Origin of the sequence: Flagellimonas chongwuensis (assembly GCF_013376415.1) — a bacterium.
Classification (GTDB): Bacteria; Bacteroidota; Bacteroidia; order Flavobacteriales; family Flavobacteriaceae; genus Flagellimonas; species Flagellimonas chongwuensis.
In genome coordinates, this window is sequence record NZ_WYET01000001.1 from 817,654 (window position 1) to 841,480 (window position 23,827).

Genomic DNA, 23,827 nt, shown 5'->3' on the forward strand with positions numbered 1-23,827 from the left:
AACCTCGTGTATATGAAGAAACATTACTTTTTACTGTTTTTAATGGTCTTGGTCTCTGCTTGTGCAACATATGAAGCCAAATATGCAGAGCCTTTTTCCGCACACAATGTTCTGATCGAAAAGGAGGTCGAACACACGTTTTATTTGATTGGTGATGCAGGTAAATCCCCGATGGGTGATGTAAACCCTACTCTAAAAGCGTTTAAAAAAGTTTTAGATCAGGCCGACGCCAATAGTACCGCCATCTTTTTGGGAGATAATATTTATCCTGCTGGCCTACCCGATAAAAAGGATTCCACCATTGCATATCTGGAAGCCAAAAACCATTTGGATGCCCAATTGAGCACTTTGGAGAACTACAAGGGGAAGAAACTCTTTATCCCTGGAAATCATGATTGGTACACGGAGGGGCTCAAAGGCCTAAAACGAGAAGAAGAATATGTGGAGGAAGCACTGGATGATAATGATGCTTTTCAGCCAGAGAACGGATGCCCCATTGAAGAGATAGAGGTCAATGACAAGGTCTTGCTCGTCGCCATTGATACAGAGTGGTACATTGTAAATTGGGACAAGCATCCTACTATAAATGATGATTGCGAAATAAAGAGCAGAAACCGTTTTTTTGAGGAATTGGAAAGCATCATCAAAAAGAACCGGGACAAAACCGTTATTTTGGCCATGCACCATCCTATGTTTACCTACGGTTCGCACGGAGGCCAATTTTCATTTAAACAAGGAATCCATCCCAGTGGGGGTAAAGTGCCGCTTCCCATTTTGGGGTCCGCTATTAATCTGCTGCGAAAGACATCAGGGGCTACATCGGAAGACATTTCCAATAAAAAGTACAACGAGCTTAAGCAAAGAGTTGTGACCCTTGCGCAATACTCCGAGAAGGTAATATTCGCATCGGGCCATGAGCATACGCTTCAGTATATCGAGGAATATGGTAAACCTCAAATTGTAAGTGGTTCGGGGGCCAAAACAGGTACCACCCGACTTTTGAACGGCAGTAAATTTTCAACAGGTAAAACTGGCTATGCAATTTTAAGGGTGTATACGGATGGTTCATCACAAGTTGAGTTTTATGGTGCCGATGCCAATGCAACAGCACTGCTATATCAAACTGAAGTCCTTCCACCCGATAGATCTACGGAACGGCTGGGACTGGCCGAAGATTTTCCTCCATATAAAATGGCGTCCGTATACGAACCGGAAGAGATCAAGAAGAGTGGGTTTCACAAGTTGCTTTGGGGCGAACGGTACAGGAAGTATTATGGAACCAAAGTAAAGGCGCCCACCGTTCGGTTAGATACCCTCTTTGGTGGATTGACCGTTGTTCGAAAAGGTGGAGGAAACCAATCGAATTCTTTACGATTGGCCGATAAAGATGGTAGGGAGTATGTGATGAGGGGCTTGCGAAAAAGTGCAGAGCGATACCTTCAGGCCATAGCTTTTCAGGACCAATACGTCATTGGAAAGTTCGAGGACACGTACCCCGAAAAATTGCTGTTGGATCTATATACAGGTGCACATCCGTATGCACCATTTACCATTGATAGAATGTCGGACGCACTTGGAATGTACCACACCAACCCTAAATTGTACTATGTGCCAAAGCAATCCGTTTTGGGCGATTACAACAAGGAGTTCGGTGATGGCCTATATATGATCGAGGAGCATGTCTCGGACGACCATGATAATCTAGAAAGCTTTGGATTCACCAAAAAAATAGAAAGCACCTACGATCTTATGGACAAGCTCCGCGAAGATGAGGAATATAGCATAGACCAAAGGGAATACGTAAAGGCCCGCTTGTTCGATATCTTGATCGGGGATTGGGACAGGCATGTGGACCAATGGCGTTGGGCAGAATTTAAAACTGAAGACGGAAACAAGGTATACAAACCTATTGCCCGTGATAGAGATCAGGTGTTTTCCCGTTGGGGAGATGGCCTCATCATGAACTTTGGATCCAGGGCAGTTCCGGCGCTTCGTATTTTTGAAGGATTTCATGAAGAGGTTAGAAGCGTGAAAGGGTTGACCTCTTCACCCCGAACCTTTGCCTTGGATATGGCCTTGCTTACAGAAACCGATATGGAGATGTGGATATACCAGGCCAAATTTATCCAACAAAATCTGACAGGTGAAATAATCGATGAGGCATTTTTGGCTTTTCCAGAAGAGGTGAGGGACGAAACCTTGACAGAAATCAAAAGAATTCTTTTGGCCCGAAAACAAAACTTGGTCGAAACGGCACGCGAGTACTATGCCGTTTTGAACAAATACAGTGTAATTACGGGCACGGATAAGGATGATTATTTCAATATTGTCTCGCGTCCCAATGGAGATGTTGAGGTGAGGGCCTATCGAATCAAAGGAGGGGAGTACACGGATTTGTTCTTCAATAAGGTGTATAGTCCCGATTATACCAAAGAAATCTGGATCTATGGATTGGATGATGATGATATTTTTGAGGCCAATACGGAAACATCAAAAATAAAGGTGCGTATTGCTGGAGGTCAAAACAATGACGTTTATAAGGTCTCGGAAGATTCCAAACGGCTTTTGATCTATGATTTTAAATCAAAGAAAAACACTTTGGAAGAAGCCTACGGTGGTAAGGTAAAATTGGTTAATGATTACGATACCAATACGTATGACTTTCTGAACATAAAAGGCAGTAACAATCAAACGTTGCCCACTGTAGGATTTAATCCAGACGATGGTGTTAGGATAGGCTTGGCCAACACCTATACCTTTAATGGATTCAGAAAAAATCCATTTACGCAGCAGCATACGGTAAGTGCAGCCTACTATTTTGCGACGGATGGTTTTGACTTAGGTTATCGTGGAGAATTTGCACATATTTTCAACAAAGTGAATTTGGAACTTCACGCAAGGTTCACCAGTCCTAATTTTACCCAAAACTTTTTTGGTTTTGGGAACGAGACGGTCAATAATGATGATGAAGAACCCTTGGAGTTGGATTATAACCGTGTCCGTATCCGAAACCTGAGATTTGCACCATCATTGGTGTGGCGCGGATTTTTCGGTTCCAAGGCACGATTGGGAGTATCCTATGAGAACATTGAAATTGAGGAAACCGAAAACAGGTTCATTAATGAATTTTATTTGGAAAATGGAGAGGAAAACCATCTGAGCTTTTTTGGGGTCGATGGCGAATACAGCTATTCCAATACCGATAACGAGGCCTTTCCAACTTTGGGAATGGCATTTGCCCTCGAAGGTGGTTTCAAGACCAATTTGGATGATTCCTCCAAGTCGTTCGGATATGTTATTCCATCATTTTCTTTAGATCATAAGCTTACTGCCGATGGCATGTTAGTGCTCGCTACCAAGTTCAAGGGACATTTTATTATCGGGAACGGCTACGAATTTTATCAAGCCGCCAGTATTGGTGGAAACAATGGGTTGCGAGGGTTCCGTTTCCAAAGATTTTCCGGCAAAACAGCCTATTTTCAAAATACCGACCTTAGGTATAGCTTTAGGAGTATGAAGACCGGCCTGATGCCCATAACACCTGGAATTTATGGCGGGTTTGACTATGGCCGCGTTTGGTACCCTGGTGAGGAATCGGACAAATGGCACAATTCCTACGGAGGAGGATTCTTCTTAAATGGAGTCGACGTGCTTACGGCCAATTTTGGGCTTTTCAACAGTGTGGATGGGCTACGTTTTGCTTTTGGGCTTGGGTTCGGGTTTTAATTCAATGTCAACTCATAAAGCTTTCTACCCCCATACTTGTTTTCCTCATCTGCGACCAAGAGGGTTTTATCATCATAAAAGCACACTGATTCAATCTGGGTGTCGGTTTGTAGGTCAATTATCTTGATGGATGATTTTGTAAAATCCGGAGCGGTGAAATCCGTCAGTAGAAAAACAAACCCATAGCTTAAGAGGGCAATGGTTTTGCCATCGGGAGAAATATCCGCACTGGTCACCGAACAATGATTCTGATCTCCGCATAGGAACAAGTCACCTAAAAATTCAGCTTTGTATTGCCCTTCCCTTTCCGGTACACGATAGATCAGGGTTTTTCCCGTATATGGTCGCGTACGGTTTTTGGTAAAAATGTAGAGGTAATCGTTTAGGTGGAAAAAACCTTCTGTATCAAAATAAAGGCTGTCCTTCTCTGGTGGGAAATTGGTTTGCTGAGGGTAAGAGAACTCAATCTTATCCGCATTGGGTTCTTTTTTCTCCATTTCATCTTTGGTAACCTTATAAATGACCAAATCTTCCCGAGCGTTTTTGTTGTTGCCAAAATCCCCAATATACAGGTTGCCTTCGGTATCCATGGTCAAATCTTCCCAGTCAACGTTCTTGGCATGGTCAATTTTTAGAGATTCCTTAATTTCAGCCGCTTTATTGACTCTATAAATTTTGTCCTTGTTTCCACTATCCTCAATAACCCATACCTTGCCATCTTGGGTCACTTCTAAACCAGAAACTTCTTTGAGCTTGGAAGAAAATTTTCCAAGTTTGTCCAATTCCCCCAAATAAGTTTGCTGAGCACAGGCACTTACTGCCATTACTAAAAAAATAAGGACAAGTTTATTCATTGGATTCCTTTATGGGCATAAACACCTCGGTTGTCCATTCAAGTTCATTCCCGCCAATGTGGGGGTTGTTGTGAAAAACCTCAATTGGTTTTTTCTCTATGGAGATGTTGTTCTCTTTGGCGTAATCAAGCAAAGCATACCAAGCACGGTCCGAGGTGATATAGTTGCCATGGTAAACCGCTTTAAGCGCATTTTTACTGAACATTCGCTTATACTCGATATCTGGGTGATCCGGAAGTTTTTCCGATCTTACAATGGGATTACAGAAGTTATAGGAAAGCAGATTATTATCTAAATCCCAATCCAAGACTTCCACAAATGGAGGACCGTTCAGCTGTACTTCGTTCTCTGCAAGGATGCCGTCCAAGAAATTATAGTTTGCCATCATGCCCTTTGCTTTGTCTTCGGGAGAAGTATTAAGTTTGACACAGGCACAAAATGATGAAAATGTTTCTTCTTCATTTTCAATGGATACTTTAAAGCCCTTTATGTGCTCATTCAATAAAGAATTGAAATCCAACAATAGCTTTCTGGAGCCTTTTTCAAAATCTGTATCCGAAAAGGGGACTGATAAACGATTGCCAAGGGAATGGGATAAATCTTTGATGTTCACCTCGACTTCACTAAGGGAATCGTGCACCCGGGTTATCTTCCAATCATATATGTGTACCGAGTCATTAACAAGAATGGTCTGCTCAAAATGGCTTGGAGTTTTGTAATCTATAGGGATTACGGAATCAAAGCCCTTGTTCCATGCTTTTACGGTTTCGTATATGGTCCCAGGAATTGCCTTCGCCTTAAAATTGACCTGATAATCTTGGGGCTTTAAGAACAGATACCACAAAATTACTCCAACCACTAGGGCAAGGATTATAGAAATAATCTTCCTCATAACTAAGGAGCAAAAATACGGATTAGCCTTTTGTCATATCCAGTTTGTCCACGATAAATTTTCCTAGGTCCCGCCCTTGCTTAATTCCCACTTCAATTGCAGCACGATAATGAATACCTCCGTACATGCGGCTCAATGCGGCCTCGTCCGACGCTTGGTTAAAGGACGTAAAGGAACGTACTGGTAGGCCATATGCTACTTCAGTGTCATCATCAAAGGCAAAGTCATCACCAAATATATCGGTCAATGCTATGGCTGCTGCCCCTGATACCACACTATGTCCGCTGGTATACTCTGGAAACGGCGGTGTTTGCAATACAGGTTCCCAGCTGTCATCAATGTATTCGTTGATCACGGTCTCTGGGCGAATTAGGTTACTTCTATATTTTTCGTCCCAACAGCTAATGAATCCATCTGCGATGGCAATAGAGGTTTTAGTATAGGCATATACGGTTTTTGCAAAATCCGCATTGGTTTTTCTTGCAGCAATTTTAGTGATGCCGATCCAATGGGCCCCGGGAGTAATCTTTTTAGTGGCGAACATTAAGTGTCCTCGGGTCACGGAAACATAAGGATTACAATCCCAAAACTGTGCAATTGCAATCTCGTCGGATTTATCACCTTTGCCCACCATACTTTTTCTAACCTCGTACACTTCCATTACTTCCTGATAAAACTTTGAGTCTTTTTCCATGGAAAACTCTGGTGGTGGAATGGGCTTGAACTGCTGGGCGGAATCAATAGCGAAGGGGCGTATTTTCATCCAATGTGGTTCAATCCCATTCATATAGGCCGGGGGAGTAGGTTGCCAGCGAGAAGGGTCGTTTGAATCTACGGAGAACTTGGGCATGGTGCGCGTTTCCTTATAGTTGTCCTTGTTCATCCAGTCTCCCACAAAATTGGCTACTTCCAGTCCGTATTCCTTACTGGCATTAAAAACGGTTTCGTTCTTTTCCTTCCAAGTAGAATATAGGCTGTCCCTAAAGCTTTCCATTCTTTCTTCGGAAAAGATAAGCCTCTTGCTAATATTCATATGAGCGATGAGGGCGGCCATCTCGTAGTTGATATTCTCACTATTGGTGGGGTCTGGAATATTTTCCAAATCCGTTACTTGCCCCGCCAAGGATTTATAATTATCGTCTTTCTTGGCAATAATCTCATATGCCGCAATGTTGGAGTAGGCAAAAATCCTACTGGCCACAGGAGGCGAGAATATATCATGGATCATTATTTCGATTACTTTGTCCACAGAGGCATGGAATTCTTCCGGAGAAACTTCAACGGGTTCCTCTTTTTTTTGGCATGATGCCAAAACCAATAGTACTGCTACGATTAAACTTATTCTTTTCTTCATGGCCTTGAGAGATTAATCATTGATTTTATAAACTTGTGCTTTATCGTTATTGAATATAGCTAACAAATATTTTTTATTATTGAGGGTAATTGTTTTTAAGTGCCTGATGGATTTTTTGGTGAAATCCAATCCCAATTGGTTGCCCAATATAATGCTGCCATCGCTTTTGATGAGGGCTCCCGGAAACGAATCCAGTCTCCCATGATAAGGTTTCATGCCAAAATAATTACCTGCTAGCAGCACTTCGGTATTTCCATCTCCGGTAAAATCAGCTAGAGCAAAAGAAAGAATAGGGGACACCTGCAGCTCATTTTTAAATGGTACAAAAACAAAGCTACCACCGTCATTCCGTAAATAACCGGATTTCAATGTGTTTACCTGTAGTTGGGTGGACGATTTCAGGACATCTTCCCCAAAAATTTCTTCCATCGTGTCGCCAGCAAAGGATTTGTAGGTGGTATATTTCTTTTTTAGGTACACCAACTGTGATGCCAATCCGTCCAGAGTCTCCAATGGATAGTATTTTCCGTTTTTTTCCATGGCCGTTACCGTTTCCGTTTGACCATTATCGTCAAAATCGTTAAAGTATAACTTCATGGGATGCTCTTCGGAGGCTTTGAACCTTGAATTGGTTCCCCAGTTTCCTAAAAGATAATCGGTGTCCCCATCTCCGTCAATGTCAAAAGCTTCAATGGCCTGCCATAGTCCGGGAATGTTTACATGCTTCACTTCGGTAAAAGTACCATTTTGATATTGTAGGAACTTTGGAGACATCCATTCGCCGACCAGAATAAGGTCGGTGGTACCGTCACCATCAAAATCGCTCCAAATGGCATCGGTTACCATGCCTTTGGAAAACTTCTGAAAAGCTTTATTTATTTTAAATGAGCCATTTTCATTTTCCAATAGATAAGAATTGGCAAGAGCACCGAACTCTGCTGTAATGGTATGCCCGCCGATAAAAACATCCATGTCGCCATCATCATCAAAATCAAAAGGGGCAACAACTGACGAATTTTGATAGGATTCAGGTAGTTCGAGACTTTGGAAAATCGAGTCTTTTTGAACGTAATAGGCATCCAATAAGGGTTCTGCTTTTCCAAAAAAGTCACCTCCCCCAGAGCTTATGATCAGGTCGTTTTTTCCGTCATTGTTAAAGTCAGCTATGCCTGCCGAGATATTTTCTCGAATAGAATCTTTTTGAAGGCTTTCAATGTTTTGGTTTACAAAAATGGAATCCTGTTGTACAAATATTTGGGATGATATATATTTCGAACCTCCGATGAAAATATCTTCCCTGCCATCATTGTTTAAGTCTCCCATAGCTAATGCAGGCCCTCTGTCCGAGATTTGATACGGAATCAATTTTTCACGGTTAAAGTCCGTGTAGTTGTCCTCAACATGTGTAAAATCCAAACCTAGATTATTATCTACTGGACTGAACAGGGGTTTTTTGCTTTCGCGAAGCGAATTGTAGTCAAAAGGCTTAGTGTTTTTGGGCTCAACGGTCAGCGTTTGATTTACTGGTATATTTTGTAAAACCTGATAGGTCTTGTCCGGCCAAACTATTTTGATGGAATCTACCTTTTCGACATTTTTATATCCAAAATGAACCATGGGTTCCGAGGATGCTTGAAACCCTCTTGTAGTAAATAATTCCTTGAATTGAAGCCCTCCATTGGCATAGGAATATACTTTGGTTCCAATTCCGAACTTATTGTTTTGGGAATAGTTAAACCTAATCTTGAGATGCTTTCCTTTCTTGTTTGTTTTATTGACGTACAAAGTCACGGGCTGGTCAATGTTGTTCGTAACCAAATCCAAATCACCATCGCCATCGAGGTCGCCCATGGTGGTCGCTCCGGAAACCAAGGTGTCTTTTGTAATCCATTTATTGGACATGTCTTGGAAATGAAGGTCTTCACCACCTTTAAAGACATAATTGTGCACACTTCCCGATGGCATTAGATTCAAAGCTTGTTGGTCTACAAGTTTGGTGTTGTCTATTTTGCTCTTGATCTGGTCGTTGGAGACGAATTTGATAAAATCAAGGTCGTTGGGTCTTTTGGGTATTCCGTTGGAAATAAACACGTCCTGGCGACCGTCTAGGTCAAGGTCGCCAAAAAGGGCACTCCAACTCCAATCGGTTGCAGCAATACCGCTCATCAATGCGGTTTCCATAAAGTTGCCATCGGGCTGGTTTACAAAAAGCATGTTACGTGTAAACTGATAATGGTACCCAAAACGGTCTATCCGCATCTTTTGGGTCTGGATATTGTCATCGCCTTCCGAAGATTTTAGGGCCACTTCGTCTTCCGGTAGCATATCCAACGAAAGTAAATCGGGTCTGCCATCATTGTTGATATCAGCAACATCGTTACCCATGGAAAAGCGGGAAGTGTGTCCAAAATATTTTTTTAGACTTTCTGTAAAAGTGCCATCCCCGTTATTCAGGTAGTAATAGTCATCTTCATGAAAATCGTTGCCTACATAAATATCCGGGTATCCATCTTGATTAAAATCCGAGATAGCCAGGCCTAGACCATAACCGTTCACACCTCCGTAAATACCGGCCTCTTCGCTGACATCGGTAAATTTTCCATTATCGTTTCGGAGCAATTTGTCACCGGTTTCATATAATCTGTCGTACCGAAGGTCAAAACGCCCGAAGGAATTTTGTGTGTGTACGGCATGGTTGAGCAGGTACATGTCAAGGTCGCCGTCCAAATCATAATCAAAAAAGGCAGCGTTGGAGCTATAGGAGTCAAAATCCAGTCCATATTCGGCGGCTCTTTCCGCAAAAGTGTTGTCACCATTATTGATGTACAGTTCATTAAAACCATTGAACCCGTTGATACCGACCACGGCACACACATAAATGTCCAAGAATCCATCACCATTTACATCGGCCATGGTAACCCCGGTATTCCAATCACTGCTCCCTTCGATTCCCGCAGAACTTGATATGTCTTCAAACTTGAGGTTTCCTTTGTTGAGGTAGAGTTTGTTTTTTACCTGGTTCCCGGTAAAGAATATGTCCGGTAGCCCGTCGTTGTTGATATCGCCAATGGATACACCACCTCCATTATAAAAATACAGGTAGTCCAAAATACTCAGGTCTTTGGTGGACGTAAGGGTATTGGTGAAATCCAGCCCCGTTTTTTTTGTGTCGGGATTTTCAAAAAGGCTACCTCCTTTATTGCAGGAAATGGCCAGCACCGCCATGAACCATATGATAGGGAACCTATTCATTTAGGGCAAAAATCTTTGGTTTGTTGTTGTTTACGGCAGCAATGACGTAAATTTTACCGTTTTTATCCTTGAATTGTTTCAAATATTTTACTTCGTCCCTGATTTTAAATCCGCTGGTTTCGTAATCTTGCCAAGTGAATCCCATTTTTCCGTCTCCCAGCAATAGGTTTCCTTGGCTTGCATCCAATCGGGAAAACTGTGGTTTAAACTCGTAATTGTTCCCGGCCATGATCAAATCCAGATTTCCATCTTGGTTAACATCGGTACAGGTAATATCACAAACACATGACAGTTGGACTCGCGGCGGCAAATTCTTGATAGAGAATTTTCCGTTTCCTTCGTTTATGGCAATCACGGATGCTGAGGTTTCCGCTTTTTTTACAATGGATTTGTCCATAACTTCCTTAGGAAAAAGTTGATGTATGGTGCGGTGCGCATAGTCCGATGCTTTTAGATTCTGTTTTTTGAGCAAGGGAAGTTGTTCGGTAAGTTCCCTTTTTTGATGGATTGGGTAGTCGCCCCCATTTTCTTGCACGGTTACAATCTGCTCAATGGTCCCGTTGTTGTCATAATCGTTGATGTACATTCGCATTGGGGCATATTCCGTGGGTTTGTAATGTAGGTTGAGACCTTGGTTGCCCAAAATCAGGTCTTGGTCGCCATCTCCATCAAGGTCTGCGGTTTCTACAGTGTTCCACCAACCATAAAGACTGTCGAGCGAACTAGTCATTTTAGTCAGTCTTCTTCCTGTATTTTTATAAACCTTAGGGGTATCCCAGTCTGCTGTTACTACAAGGTCTTTTTTGCCATCCCCATCAATATCTACCCATTTGGAGTCGGTAACCATTCCTGCGTCTTTGAGGTCATACCCCAAACGCTCGGTGACATTGTTGAAGGTGCCATCTCCATTGTTTTCCAAAAGCAGGTGGTCGGGGGAAACTCCGTAAACGCCTACCACACTTCGAGAGCCTATGAAGAGGTCAACATCTCCATCCTCATCAAAATCAAAAGCCGAAATGGTGGAAATATTTTTAAATGTTGATGGAAGTTCGTTTTCTGATTTGGAGAAGTTTCCTTTGCCATCGTTCAGATATAATCTGGCCCGATAGTTTCGCTGCATGGCGACGTCATTTCCGCCAGAGCCAACGACCAGGTCCATGTCTCCATCTCCATCTGCATCAAAAAAGGCAGCAGCAACGTCTTCGTATTCTTTGTCCTCTTCAAAAACCATACTTTTTTTGAGAGCAACCTTTCCTTTTCCTTGATGTACATAGATGGACCCTGATTGACCTTTCGCGCCGCCAAGGTAGAAATCTTCATTGCCGTCACCGTTAACATCTGCCACAGCTAAAGATGGTCCTTCTTGTGATAGTTTATGGGAGATAAGACCTTCGTAGTCAAAATCATTGTAATTGTCTTCCTTATGGATTCCTGTCGAGCTATTATCCAACTCTGTCAAAAAGGATTTTTTGGTTTGTTTCTTCGGTAATTTATAGGTTTCGATTGCATTGGCATAGTCTAAGGCCAACATTTGGTTTGCTTCTACTTTTTCCAATTTTTGAGTGAGCATATCAGGCCAAACTATTCTAATAGAGTCCAATTGTGTAGTTTTCCCTAAACCAATCGTCATCTCGTATTGCATTGAAGATTGAAAGCCCCTTGAAGGAATCAACTCTTGGTTCACGATGTTTCCATCAAAATATAGTTTAGCGAGTGCTCCTACAGCAAAAGGGTTGTTTTTTGGGCCTTTGAACTTGAGTTGGATGTAGTTATTGTCCAACATCGATTCGGTATTGTTTCTATATATAAAAGCAGGGGTGTTCACATTGTTGATGACCAAGTCAAGGTCCCCGTCATTATCCAAATCTGCATAGGCGGCACCATTGGAGCGAGATGGCAATTCGAAGCCCCATTCCTTGTTGGCATTTTTGAAGGAGATATCGCCATTATTTTTGTAAGCGTAGTTGGGCTGGGGTTTGATGGGCATTTTGCTGATAATGGAGTCTATTGACTCCTTTTTACCCGTTAAGGCCATTTTTTGGACAATCTCGTTGGCAAAGAAGTCGACAAAATCCAAATCGGTCAAATCGTGGTTGATGCCGTTTGTTATAAATATGTCCTTTAGGCCGTCGTTGTCCATGTCGAACATAAGTCCTGCCCAGCTCCAATCCGTGGCATCAATGCCGCTATAATAGGCCACTTCGGAAAAAGTGCCATTTCCATTGTTGAGCTGCAAGGTGTTTTGAATGTATTGCTGGCTAAAGTCTTTGCTCTGTTTTAGGTTAAAAACGTTGTAGCCTTCAAATTCCATTACGGATTTTACCCGGGATTCTTCTTCTGGAAGCATGTCCGTTATGAAAATATCGTTGTGACCATCGTTATTGATGTCGGCAATATCGATTCCCATCGCGGAAAGGCTCATGTGCGATGTCCATTCCTTGATTTCTTCTTTAAAAGTGCCGTCCTTTTGATTGATGTACAGGTAATCTCGTTCATAAAAATCGTTGGACACGTAGATGTCTGGGTACAGGTCCCCATTGAAATCAGTGACCAAAACTCCTAAGCCAAACCCTATTAAACTCCCATAAATTCCAGCTTCTTCGCTTACATCCACAAATTTGCCGTCATCATTCCTTAACAACATGTCTCCAACCCCTTTAAAAATGTCAGGAACGCCTTCCCAGTCCTGCGCACGAACTTCACGCTGTTCTGCATATCCAAGACTACTTACAGGAATATTGCTATTGTTAAGAATGTACGCATCCAAATCTCCATCTTTATCATAATCGAAGAATGAGGCATGGGTGGTAAATCCTGTTTTGGCAAGATTGTATTCCTCAGCTTTTTCTGTAAAGGTTAGGTCACCGTTGTTAATATATAGGTCATTGTCATGATTATTGCCTTCCATGTTTCCTGCATTGCATACATAAATATCCAAGAGGCCATCATTGTTGATGTCAACCATTACTACACCAGTGGACCAAGGTTTGTTTCCTAATACTCCAGCCATTTCGGATATGTCCTCAAACTGCATGTTCCCTTTATTTAGGTAAAGCTTATTGGGCTCCATGTTACCGGTTAGGTAAATATCCTGTAGTCCATCGTTGTTAATATCACCAATGGCAACACCCCCGCCATTATAAAAGTTACGGTACTTAAAGATGTTGAAGTTCTTCTGGTTTTCTACCTTGTTTATAAAGTTGACACCTGTTTCCTCTGGTTTCAACAGTGTGAACAGGGTTTCTTTTTTTTCCTCTTCAGAATTGGGTGTTTCTTTATTGTTACAGGAAATAATAAGGCCTAATAGAAGAAGGCTAACTGTGCTATATCTCAGTTTCATTTATTGTTCTTTTTTAACCAAAAAATGGGGGTGTCACCATCCATAACCTTACAAGTTCCTCTTCCCCTTTGATGTTTACTTTTCAATTTTTCTGGCAATCACACAGATTTTTTTAGTTTTTGATATCAGCTCGTTTCTTCATGTTCATCAATATGTGCTAAATAATCTGTACGAAGCAACCAATCTACCAAGTTGGGTGTTTATCTCAAAATTATTGATGGCCATTAATATTTCATTAATCCTTTATTTGCTATTTTTTACTGTTTCAGTCAAAAAGCAATGCCGCCCTTTGAGATAAGGACGGCATTTATATTAAAACAGCTTAAACTTTATGTTAGTAACCTGGGTTCTGAACTAGATTAGGGTTGGATAAGAGTGCCGTTGCCGGTATTGGGAATAGATTTACATTATCATCCCCACTAACTTCCTTAAGGCCCCATGGTGCAGAAAACTGGCCAAATCTTACCAAGTCGTTTCTTCTCCAGAATTCAATGAACAATTCACGAGCTCTTTCGTCAAGAAGGGTTTGTTCATCGACACTAGCTAGATCAGGTGTATCTTCTCTTAAACTTCTAAGCTCATTTACCATTGTGGTTGGATTTCCACCCATACGCATCATTGCTTCTGCTTTCATCAAATGAGCGTCGGCATATCTAAAAATGATTTGGTGCTGTCTGTATGAGTTTACTCCATCCTCTTCATCTGTTGGGTCGTAAGGGTGATACTTGATAACACGAACTCCTTCTGCTTCACCATTACCAACTAGGGAAGGGAATTCTTTTTGGAAAACCAATGGTTGGTTCTGTCTGTTGGTCAACGGGGTCCCATCTTCATTGTATTGAAGGTCAATTAAAAAACCATAACCAATTCCCAAATTTTGCTCATTGGCTGTAGCGGCATCAGGAACAAATCCTCTTCTTTCTTCTTGGCCATCGCCCACGTAGTTGGTGTTTGGATCACCTTCGAACAAGTCGTAGAATTCGGCTAAAGTTGAGAAACCGTTCCAACCTCCACCAGTATTGTCCGGTGAGTTTTGATTATAGTGCAGACTGTTCCAAATTCTGGCACCAAGGTCACTTCTCAAAAATAGGATAGTTTCAGTATCGTCGGTCGGCTCAAAAATCTGGAAATAACCTTCCTGAATATCGAAGCCGCTAGCATTGATCTCGTCAACTAAGTCAATTACGTTTTGCATATCGGCATTGTCTGGTGTTCCTGTTCCTTTGTAGACATGCCCATTCAAGTAGAGTTTAGCCAATAGGAACTTAGCCGCTTCTTGAGAGGCTGTTCCAACATTGGCTACTCCTGGACCAACAGATGGCAAAGCAGCTATAGCCTCGGTCAAATCTGTTTCGATAAAGCTATAGGCCTCAGGTCTAGTTAGTACCGTAGGGTTTATTTCTGGACCTTCATCTACTCCTCTGAAAGGAACAGATCCGAAAAGGTCCATTACAAAGAACATGTTAAATGCCCTTAAGAACTTTGCTTGGGCCACAGTACTGGTTTCAGCACTTGTTGTCTCGATGATTTCAGAAGCTCTAAAGATATTCTGGTTCAGGTTGTTCCATGCTCCTTTAACAAAGGCATGGTCAGGAGTCCAGGTATGGGTGTGCAACTGCCTCCAAACACCATTGTCTCCCCAGTCTGTTCCTCTTGTTGGAACCAACAGCTCATCAGAGGTTACTTCAGACAACGAGTACATGTTCTCTTGAGTAGCAAAATCGCCACCAACCTTGTTGTACAGATCATTTAACGCACTGGAAGGGTTGGTTACCCCTGTAAACCCAGTGTCGCCTGTTCCTTCACTTATCAACGAGTCTGTTTCCTCTATTTCCAAATCGGTACAAGAGTAGGTAAGACCTAGTATTAAGAGTGAAGCAAAAACAAATTTTTTATATGTTTCTAGTTTCATGCTTATTTTTTTTAAAAAGTTACACTAAAGCCAAAGGTGTATGTTCTTGGCCTTGGGAATGATGAGTAATCGATACCGGCAATTGGAAGTCCGTTCAAAAGGTCTCCGGACGCTGGGGTAACACTTACTTCAGGATCCAAACCACTGTAATCGGTGATTACAAATAGGTTCTGGCCTGTGATGCTCAACCTCATTGTTTTGAATAGTCCATCACCTGAAAGAGGAACGTTGTATCCTATGGAAGCTGTTTGCAATCTAACAAAGTCACCCTTCTCCAAGAATCTAGTTGATACTGATGCTTCTGCAAAACGGCTCTCCTCTCCTGCCAAGGCCACTACATCTTTTATAACGTTGTTACCACTTCCAATTGCACCTGCTGTGAAGAAGGCGTTAGCTGTGTTGTTATAAATGTAATTCCCAAATTGTCCAGTGAAATATAGGGAAGCATCCCAGTTTTTATAGTTTGCTGAGGTTGAGAAACCTCCTGTGAAATCGGGCAGCGCACTTTTACCAACAAATTTTTGGTTATCCGTACCGCCTTCGTGAACAGGGTTTCCGTTCTCATCAAATCCAGTAAACTCTCTCAAATAGAACGAGTAAAGTGGCTGTCCAGATTGTAAACGTTGTGCGAAAGCATTGGTAAGACCCGCACCTCTAATTGTTCCCGCTGGAATTGCTCCTTCAAAATCTTGAATTTCGTTTTTGTTGTATGCCATGTTGAAACCAGCTGTCCAAAAGAAGTCCTCACCTTGTAAAATATCATAGTTAAGGGAGAATTCTACACCCTGGTTCAAGACCATTGCGTCCAAGTTCTGGAAAAAGAATGGTTGAGGGGATGGTTGTGCAGCTTCAACGCTAAGCAATAAATCCCTAGTTTCTTTACGATACACATCCACACTACCATTTAGGCGGTCATTGCCAAAACCAAAGTCAATACCAACACCGTATTGGGTTGTTTCCTCCCACTTAAGGTCGGGATTGGCAAAATCCACTGTACTGGTACCAGGTACGTTTACAGCGCCACCGTCACCTACACTTCCTCCTGAATATCTTTCTCTTCTTACGAATCTACCGTAGCCAATACCATCTTGGTTACCTGTGATACCATAGCTCAATCTTAATTTAAGGGTAGATACTGCATCTCCTATGAAATCTTCTTCATTGATTTTCCAAGCAAAGGCTGCAGATGGAAAAATACCATATTTATTGTTTTCACCAAAACGCGAAGAACCATCAGCTCTCACGGTGGCGGTAAACAAATATTTGTTGGCCAAGGTGTAGTTTACCCTTCCGAAGAAAGATTGAAGTTCGTCCGTATTGTCGAATGTGTCAGCAAACAGTGCTCTAACTGCCACACCACTGGTTTCTCCTAAAAACTCTGTTTCTGGATTGGGAAACAAACGGTTAACAAAAAGACCATTGGGATTGTTGGGTACATCGAAAGAGTAACCATACTGCTGATAATTTCCTGAAATCATTGATTCAAGTGTAGAAGCAGAACTGGAAAGGTCTCTTGGCATTTGATTAAGGTCAGGAGTGCTGTACCCCCACCCTTCTATATTTCTTCCTCTTCTATTGAAATCTTGATAAGAGAAACCGACCAAAGCGTCCAAGTTTGAATTGTCAAATTCCTTGGTGTAGTTCAATGTGGCTTCCAATAATCGGTTTTCATTGATCAAGTCGTTCAAAGCACCTCTACCGTTATTGCCGGCACCACGCGCAACGTTGAACGATTCTGATGTTAATGAAGCTTCTCTTTTTGAATCTGATTTATCGTAACCTACAGTAACCTTTCCTGTCAATTCATCGGTTATGTCATATTCAGCAGAAAGGTTTACCAATACACGGTCAGTGTATGTCATACTCTGCCAGTTGTTCAATAGGTTCAATGGGTTGATCCTATCCCCAGGGTTGAATCGTGGACTTGCGGGCCAAGTTGGGTTTGCTGCATATGCGGCACCCAACAAGTCACCGGTAGAACCAGCACTACCACTCAATGGTGGGGCCTCATCGTTTACCCTTGACAGTGTACCTTGTAAATTGATGCGTAACTTGTCATCCAAAAATCTTTGGGAAGCGTTCAACCTTCCAGTAATTCTTTCTTGCGATGATTTTTCAATGACACCAAATTGTTTTCCGTAATTGAAAGTAGCTCTAACATTCCCAGAACCGTAGTTCCTTGAATAAGCTAAGTTGTTATTTGTTGAAGCAGTAGACCTTGTTACCAAATTCTGCCAATCTGTATCTGCTCCGGCATTGATTGCTGAGCCTCCAAAAGTATCAACGGCATCAAGGAATTCGGAAGCGTTAAGAAGGTCGTAACTTTCTGCTGGTGTAGAATAGCTCAAATCGGAAGAATACTCCCAAGTTCCGCCTCTGGCTCCGGTTTTTCCACTTTTAGTCGTAATTATTACCACTCCATTTGCACCTCTAGAACCATAAATCGCTGTTGCAGAAGCATCTTTAAGGATGCTCATGCTTTCAATATCGTTAGGGTTAAGGAAGCTAAGTGGGTTTCTTGCAGAGCTTGAACCAACACCAATGTTTGTTCCTTCGGAGGAAGTATCCCCAGAAGGCAACGGAACTCCGTCAACTACAAATAAAGGATTGTTGTTGGATCTTACAGAAGAAGTACCCCTAATTCTAATAGCAACACCAGAACCAGGTTCACCACTACCTTGTGCAATCTGCACACCAGCTGTTTTACCTTGGATTAATTGTTCTGGGGAAGAAATAACACCTTTGTTGAAATCTTCCGAAGTAACTGCCGAAACGGCACCTGTTGCATCTTTTACGGTTGTTTGACCGTAACCAATAATAACAACTTCGTCCAATGCTTGAGCATCTTCCGCCAAGGTAACATCAATGGTAGATTGCCCATTGACTGCAATTTCTTGGGTTTTGTAACCAATGTAGCTAAATACCAAAGTTGCGGCATCCTCTACATTGTTTAGGGTATAATTACCGTCAAAATCGGTCTGCGTACCGTTGGTAGTGCCTTTTACCAATACGCTTGCCCCTGGCAAAGGTCCGTTCGCATCCGAAACGGTACCTGATACTGTTTGGGCTTTTACCAACCCAAAGCACAGGAATGCTCCGAGCATTAAAAAGCTCCTTAGTAGCGTAATCTTCATAAATAATTAATTTTAAGTTTAGTTAATTTTAATTCAAGTGTTAAACATATATAAAAAAAAGGTTAATCGAAATTTAAGTATATTGCAATATTCAACGAAACCGTTTTCGTGTTGACAACTTTATGAGGTGTGGATTTCACAATTTTAAATCTGCAAGTTTGTTTAATTCCCAATTAAGTATACGGGAATTGCGAAATCAGCAATAATCCCTCTAATATAGCAATTTTATTTTTTGAACAATATTTTTATTGATGACAACTAAGACAATGGACGTTCATGTTTTGTTAAAAAAGTAAAACACGTAGACTACATTGTTTGATTATTGAGTAATTTTCAAGACCGAATTAGATTACCACAAAATAAATTTAATTGAAAGCCAAGATTACATTAAAGGATATAGCAAGAGAACTTGAGGTGTCCATTTCTACCGTCTCCAAAGCACTAAAGAACAGCGAGGAAATCAGTAGGGATACCAAAGAGAAGGTTCAGGCCTTTGCTAAGCTTTATAATTACAAGCCAAATAATATAGCAATTAGCTTAAAAAACAAGAGGACCAAGAATATCGGGGTTGTAATTCCGGATATCGTCCATCATTTTTTTACCACCGTTATCCGTGGTATTGAGAAGTATGCAAATGCGCGCGGTTATAATGTTATCGTTTGTCTTTCTGAGGAGTCTTTTGACAAGGAGGTCATCAATATGGAAATGCTGGCCAATGGTAGTATCGACGGTTTTATCATGTCGCTTTCTTCCCAAACACAGGAGAAAGGGGACTACAACCATTTAAAGGAAGTTACCGACCAAGGTATTCCCGTTGTACTTTTCGATAGGATCACACACGAGATAGATTGCGATAAAGTGATTATTGATGATGAGCTTGGTGCTTACCAAGCAACAAAAAAATTTATAGACCAAGGTAAGAGAAAAATAGCACTGATTACCACGGACGATTACCTAAGTGTAAGCAAGGCTCGGACCAAGGGATATTGGAAAGCATTACAGGAAAGTGAAATGGGGGCCGATGAATCCATGATTCTAAAGATGCCATCAATGGAGATGGACGAAGAAGCCATCAAAACCTTTCTGGATAAGAAGGAGCCCGATGCCGTTTTATGTGTAAATGAAATCTTTGCCGTCTGCGGCATGCGATTTGTCCAGAAAAAAGGTCTAAGAATACCAGAGGATATTGCATTTATCGGATTTACTGATGGAGTTTTATCCAAATATGCCAATCCAAGCCTAACCGTTGTGGCACAGCATGGTGAAAAAATGGGTGAGGAGTCGGCAAGGATGTTGATAGATAAGGTTGAGAGTGAGGCAGAAGAAGAGACCTATCAAACAAAAATTCTGGAGCCTACCTTGGTCATTAGGGACTCTATAGCCCATTGACGTAACAAACTGGCCTAATTTCTTTTGAATGAGAATACTATTTGGCCCTATTTTATTCCTAGTATTAGTCATATTATCTTCGTGTAAAGATAAACCAGACCAAAAGACGAGCCCGTTGCCCATGAAAAAGAAAGCAGTAGTCTATCAGGTATTTACCCGACTTTTTGGAAATACCCAAACGACCAACAAGCCATGGGGCACTATCGAAGAAAATGGAGTGGGCAAGTTTGCCGACTTTACCCCAAAAGCCTTGTCAGAGATCAAGGAGTTAGGAGTGACCCACATTTGGTATACAGGGGTGCCTCATCATGCCGTTATCCAAGACTATTCGGATTATGGAATCTCAAACGACGATCCCGATGTAGTAAAAGGAAGAGCAGGCTCTCCCTACGCGGTAAAGGATTACTATAATGTAAACCCCGATTTGGCCGTGGATCCTGCCAACCGTTTGGAGGAGTTCAAGGAGTTGATTCAAAGAAGCCACACCGCAGATTTAAAAGTCATAATCGATATTGTTCCCAATCACGTGGCCCGAGGTTATCAGGGGCTTACAAATCCAGAGGGTGTACAAGATTTTGGGGCCGCTGACGATACTTCCAAGGAATACTACATCAACAACAATTTTTACTATATCCCAGGCCAAGCCTTTAAAGTGCCCGAGTGGCAAGATGGATATTTACCATTGGGAGGTAACGAGAATACGTTGGCAGATTCCAAGTTTGAGGAAAATCCGGCAAAATGGACAGGAAACGGCTCCCGATTGGCGCAGCCTCATTTTAATGATTGGTACGAAACCGTAAAGATCAATTATGGTGTACGCCCCGATGGGACCAAGGATTTTGAAGAATTACCCGAAGAATATCGTCAAAAGGATTACAGGGAGCACTACAAATTCTGGAAGGATAAAAAATTGCCCGATTCGTGGCACAAATTCAAGGATATTACCCAATATTGGTTAAATTTTGGTGTGGACGGCTTCCGTTTTGATATGGCCGAAATGGTACCCGTAGAGTTTTGGAGCTATCTTAACTCCAACATCAAAATGACAAAACCAGATGCATTCCTGTTGGCCGAAGTATATAATCCAGGATTGTACCGCGATTACATTCAGAAGGGGAAAATGGACTACCTATATGATAAGGTAGAACTCTATGATAGTATAAAACATATTATGAAGGGGTATGGTTGGACCGACCATATCCCCGTAGTGCAAAGAGGAATGGCCGATATAGAGCACCATATGCTCCACTTTCTGGAAAACCACGATGAACAGCGTATTGCCAGTCCCGATTTTGTTGGCAATGCAGAATTGGGAAAACCCGCAATGGTGGTTTCCGCAACCATCAGCACGTCCCCGACGATGATATACTTTGGTCAGGAAGTTGGTGAGCCGGCCGCAGAAGATGCTGGGTTCGGAAAGCCTACAAGAACATCCATTTTTGATTACATCGGGGTGCCGCACCACCAAAGGTGGCTCAACAACAAAAAATATGATGGAGGCCAATTATCAGATGAAGAGAAACTTCTCAGGGATTTTTACAAGCGCCTCCTAAATTTCACTATCAACAGTGAAGCGTTGATGGGCCAATACCAAGAAATTCATTTTTATAATAAAGACAATACAGAGGGATACGACCATAGGGTTTTGTCTTATGTGAGATGGACAAACAACGAGAAAATCATTGTGCTTACCAATTTTGATGAATACAAAAGCTATTCCCTCGAACTCAAAATACCGGAAGATGTAGTGGCCGAATGGCAATTAAAAGATGGAAAATATCTGCTAAAAGAGGAGCTCTACGGAACGCTCAATACGGATATGACCATTGCTGATGGCCAGGGAAAAATACAACTGGAGTTGGCACCGCTTCAATCTTATATTTTTAAGGTTGATGAATGATTCATTTTTTTCATTTTCAAATTGTATTTTTAATTTCTAAAACCAAACCAACATGAATAAGACCTTGCTAGTAGCTCTAGGAGCTTTTCTATTTTTAACCAGTTGTGAAATGAAAACATCGAAACCATTGGTAATTGGCCATAGAGGTGCTATGGGGCACGAAACCGAGAATACCTTGGCATCCGTTCAAAAAGCACTTGATTTAGGTGTGGATATGATAGAAATAGATGTGTTTAAAATTCAAAGTGGTGAAATTGTCGTTTTTCATGATGAAAAAGTGGATAGGCTGACAAATGGTGGCGGCAATATTGAAGAATATAATATTGTTCAACTTCGACAACTTATCTTGGATGGCGGGCATAAAATCCCCATGCTTCAAGATATTCTAAAACAGATAGACAACAAAGTTGTTTTGAACATAGAGCTAAAAGGTCCCGGGACCGCGGATAGGGTAAATTACATTGTAGATTACTACATCAAATCCAAAGGATGGAGTCCGGAGAATTTTGTGATTTCAAGTTTTAATTGGGATGAACTAAGAGATATGAGGTCCCGTAATGCAGATATAAAAATTGCTATACTGACTTCGGAAGACCCAATCAAAGCGATTGTTGTGGCCAAAGAACTGAAGGCCGTTGCTATAAACCCTCATTTTGAAACACTTACGAAAGAGAATACGGCAAAAATCCAAGAAGAAGGATTAAAAGTGTACACATGGACGGTTAACGAACCCGAGGACATCCAAAAAATGACCGAGTTCGGGGTAGATGGAATCATTACCAATTATCCGGAACGTGTGAAGTAATGTACGATATTGTTATAGCAGGGGGAGGAGCAGCAGGATTTTATGCGGCAATTCAAATTGCGGAATTGTCGCCGGAGTTAAATATAGCCATTTTTGAAAGAGGTAAAACCGTACTTTCCAAAGTAAAGGTTTCAGGCGGGGGACGTTGCAATGTAACCCATGGCGAATTTCTTCCCAAAGAATTGGCCACCAACTATCCTCGTGGAGAAAAAGAGCTTTTAGGGCCCTTTCATAAATATGCCCCAATGGATGTTATGGCATTTTTTGAAGAAAGGGGAGTGCCACTCAAAATAGAGGAGGACGGACGGGTTTTTCCTAAAAGTGATTCATCCCAAAGTATAATAGATTGCTTGGTCACTGAGGCAGAGCGCTTAGGTGTGCAAGTTTTAAAAAACAGTTCGGTAAAGGTCATCGATAAATTGAATGATGGTTGGCAGGTAACAACCATGAACAAGCATTACCAGACCAAAAAGTTACTGCTGACTACAGGGAGCAACCCTAAAATTTGGGCACAGCTACAAAAATTGGGACATCAGATAATATCTCCCGTACCTTCCTTGTTCACATTCAATATAAAGGATAAAAGGATTCAGGGAATTCAAGGGATAAGTGCGTATGCTACCGTAGAGGTACTTCCAAAAAAGACTTTTCATACCGATAAAAAAAACTTGAACCTTAAGAGTAACGTAAAAGATGAACCGGTTCTTTATTCAGATGGACCACTTTTGATTACACACTGGGGTTTGAGCGGGCCTGCCATTCTGAAGCTTTCTGCGTGGGGCGCGAATATTTTGCACGATTATAATTATTCTTTCAGAATAAGAGTGAACTGGTTGCCCGAATACAGTACCGAATCCATGGAGGCTTACCTTAAAGAACTCAAAGAGGTGGAGGCCAAAAAAACTGTTATGCGCACCAATGTTACGGAATTGCCCAAACGTTTATGGAAGCGCTTGGTGGAAGCAGCCAATATAATGCCAGATGAACGCTGGGGCGATATAAATAAAGAGCAGCTACTTGCGTTGGCCGAACAACTGACAGCTTCATCCTTTAAGGTTGAGGGGAAAAGTACCTTCAAGGAAGAATTTGTAACTGCAGGTGGAGTGGATTTAAAAGAAATCAACTTTAAGACCTTTGAGAGTAAATTACATCCCAATCTCTATTTCGCAGGAGAAATCATTAATGTGGATGCTATCACAGGTGGGTTCAATTTTCAAAATGCATGGACAGGTGCTTACATTGCTGCGCAAGCCATTGTTTCATGAAAAC

Annotated in this window: 12 protein-coding genes; 5 read left to right on the forward strand and 7 right to left on the reverse strand. The window is 41.7% G+C overall.

What is annotated here, in order from left to right; all coding sequences use genetic code 11:
- The first annotated feature begins 12 nt into the window (after nucleotides 1-12).
- The gene (locus GUA46_RS03620; protein ID WP_176619325.1) at nucleotides 13-3,726 is read left to right on the forward strand and encodes a metallophosphoesterase; all 3,714 of its coding nucleotides are present in this window, start codon (nucleotides 13-15) and stop codon (nucleotides 3,724-3,726) included.
- Here the strand turns inward: GUA46_RS03620 and GUA46_RS03625 are convergent.
- The 7 genes from GUA46_RS03625 to GUA46_RS03655 all read right to left on the reverse strand — a co-directional run bounded on the left by GUA46_RS03625 (nucleotide 3,723) and on the right by GUA46_RS03655 (nucleotide 18,464).
- Nucleotides 3,723-4,580, reverse strand: a complete 858-nt coding sequence (locus tag GUA46_RS03625) for an NHL repeat-containing protein (protein WP_176619326.1) — start codon at nucleotides 4,578-4,580, stop codon at nucleotides 3,723-3,725. The two genes, GUA46_RS03620 and GUA46_RS03625, sit on opposite strands and share 4 nt — an antisense overlap.
- Nucleotides 4,573-5,472 (reverse strand): GyrI-like domain-containing protein, encoded by a 900-nt coding sequence (locus GUA46_RS03630; RefSeq protein WP_108246016.1) that lies wholly within the window; start codon nucleotides 5,470-5,472, stop codon nucleotides 4,573-4,575. The genes GUA46_RS03625 and GUA46_RS03630 overlap by 8 nt, the downstream gene beginning before the upstream one ends.
- Nucleotides 5,473-5,494: 22 nt before the next feature.
- Nucleotides 5,495-6,826, reverse strand: a complete 1,332-nt coding sequence (locus tag GUA46_RS03635; RefSeq protein WP_108246015.1) for a vanadium-dependent haloperoxidase — start codon at nucleotides 6,824-6,826, stop codon at nucleotides 5,495-5,497.
- 12 nt (nucleotides 6,827-6,838) lie between these two features.
- Entirely contained in the window at nucleotides 6,839-10,078 is a 3,240-nt protein-coding gene (locus GUA46_RS03640; protein WP_176619327.1) for a VCBS repeat-containing protein, read from the reverse strand.
- Nucleotides 10,071-13,418: a VCBS repeat-containing protein gene (locus GUA46_RS03645; RefSeq protein WP_176619328.1), complete on the reverse strand. Its 3,348-nt coding sequence runs from the start codon at nucleotides 13,416-13,418 to the stop codon at nucleotides 10,071-10,073. The genes GUA46_RS03640 and GUA46_RS03645 overlap by 8 nt, the downstream gene beginning before the upstream one ends.
- A gap of 334 nt (nucleotides 13,419-13,752) precedes the next feature.
- The gene (locus GUA46_RS03650) at nucleotides 13,753-15,330 is read right to left on the reverse strand and encodes a RagB/SusD family nutrient uptake outer membrane protein (protein ID WP_108246012.1); all 1,578 of its coding nucleotides are present in this window, start codon (nucleotides 15,328-15,330) and stop codon (nucleotides 13,753-13,755) included.
- An 11-nt stretch (nucleotides 15,331-15,341) separates the two neighbouring features.
- On the reverse strand, nucleotides 15,342-18,464 hold the full coding sequence (locus tag GUA46_RS03655) for a SusC/RagA family TonB-linked outer membrane protein (RefSeq protein WP_176619329.1): 3,123 nt from the start codon (nucleotides 18,462-18,464) through the stop codon (nucleotides 15,342-15,344).
- A 369-nt stretch (nucleotides 18,465-18,833) separates the two neighbouring features.
- Between GUA46_RS03655 and GUA46_RS03660 the strand changes: the two genes are divergently transcribed.
- The 4 genes from GUA46_RS03660 to GUA46_RS03675 all read left to right on the forward strand — a co-directional run bounded on the left by GUA46_RS03660 (nucleotide 18,834) and on the right by GUA46_RS03675 (nucleotide 23,823).
- The gene (locus tag GUA46_RS03660) at nucleotides 18,834-19,853 is read left to right on the forward strand and encodes a LacI family DNA-binding transcriptional regulator (protein WP_176619330.1); all 1,020 of its coding nucleotides are present in this window, start codon (nucleotides 18,834-18,836) and stop codon (nucleotides 19,851-19,853) included.
- Nucleotides 19,854-19,881: 28 nt separating this feature from the next.
- Nucleotides 19,882-21,753 (forward strand): alpha-amylase family glycosyl hydrolase, encoded by a 1,872-nt coding sequence (locus tag GUA46_RS03665; RefSeq protein ID WP_176619331.1) that lies wholly within the window; start codon nucleotides 19,882-19,884, stop codon nucleotides 21,751-21,753.
- A 109-nt stretch (nucleotides 21,754-21,862) separates the two neighbouring features.
- Nucleotides 21,863-22,558, forward strand: a complete 696-nt coding sequence (locus GUA46_RS03670; protein ID WP_108246043.1) for a glycerophosphodiester phosphodiesterase — start codon at nucleotides 21,863-21,865, stop codon at nucleotides 22,556-22,558.
- The gene (locus GUA46_RS03675) at nucleotides 22,558-23,823 is read left to right on the forward strand and encodes a BaiN/RdsA family NAD(P)/FAD-dependent oxidoreductase (protein WP_176619332.1); all 1,266 of its coding nucleotides are present in this window, start codon (nucleotides 22,558-22,560) and stop codon (nucleotides 23,821-23,823) included. Before GUA46_RS03670 ends, GUA46_RS03675 begins: the two co-directional genes overlap by 1 nt.
- The last annotated feature ends 4 nt before the right edge of the window (nucleotides 23,824-23,827 follow it).

Coding starts and splice junctions, on each gene's coding strand:
- GUA46_RS03655 (WP_176619329.1), bottom strand. CDS start 18,464: ATGAAGATTACGCTACTAAGGAGCTTTTTAATGCTCGGAGCATTCCTG.
- GUA46_RS03620 (WP_176619325.1), top strand. CDS start 13: ATGAAGAAACATTACTTTTTACTGTTTTTAATGGTCTTGGTCTCTGCT.
- GUA46_RS03640 (WP_176619327.1), bottom strand. CDS start 10,078: ATGAATAGGTTCCCTATCATATGGTTCATGGCGGTGCTGGCCATTTCC.
- GUA46_RS03675 (WP_176619332.1), top strand. CDS start 22,558: ATGTACGATATTGTTATAGCAGGGGGAGGAGCAGCAGGATTTTATGCG.
- GUA46_RS03670 (WP_108246043.1), top strand. CDS start 21,863: ATGAAAACATCGAAACCATTGGTAATTGGCCATAGAGGTGCTATGGGG.
- GUA46_RS03665 (WP_176619331.1), top strand. CDS start 19,882: ATGAGAATACTATTTGGCCCTATTTTATTCCTAGTATTAGTCATATTA.
- GUA46_RS03630 (WP_108246016.1), bottom strand. CDS start 5,472: ATGAGGAAGATTATTTCTATAATCCTTGCCCTAGTGGTTGGAGTAATT.
- GUA46_RS03635 (WP_108246015.1), bottom strand. CDS start 6,826: ATGAAGAAAAGAATAAGTTTAATCGTAGCAGTACTATTGGTTTTGGCA.
- GUA46_RS03645 (WP_176619328.1), bottom strand. CDS start 13,418: ATGAAACTGAGATATAGCACAGTTAGCCTTCTTCTATTAGGCCTTATT.
- GUA46_RS03625 (WP_176619326.1), bottom strand. CDS start 4,580: ATGAATAAACTTGTCCTTATTTTTTTAGTAATGGCAGTAAGTGCCTGT.
- GUA46_RS03650 (WP_108246012.1), bottom strand. CDS start 15,330: ATGAAACTAGAAACATATAAAAAATTTGTTTTTGCTTCACTCTTAATA.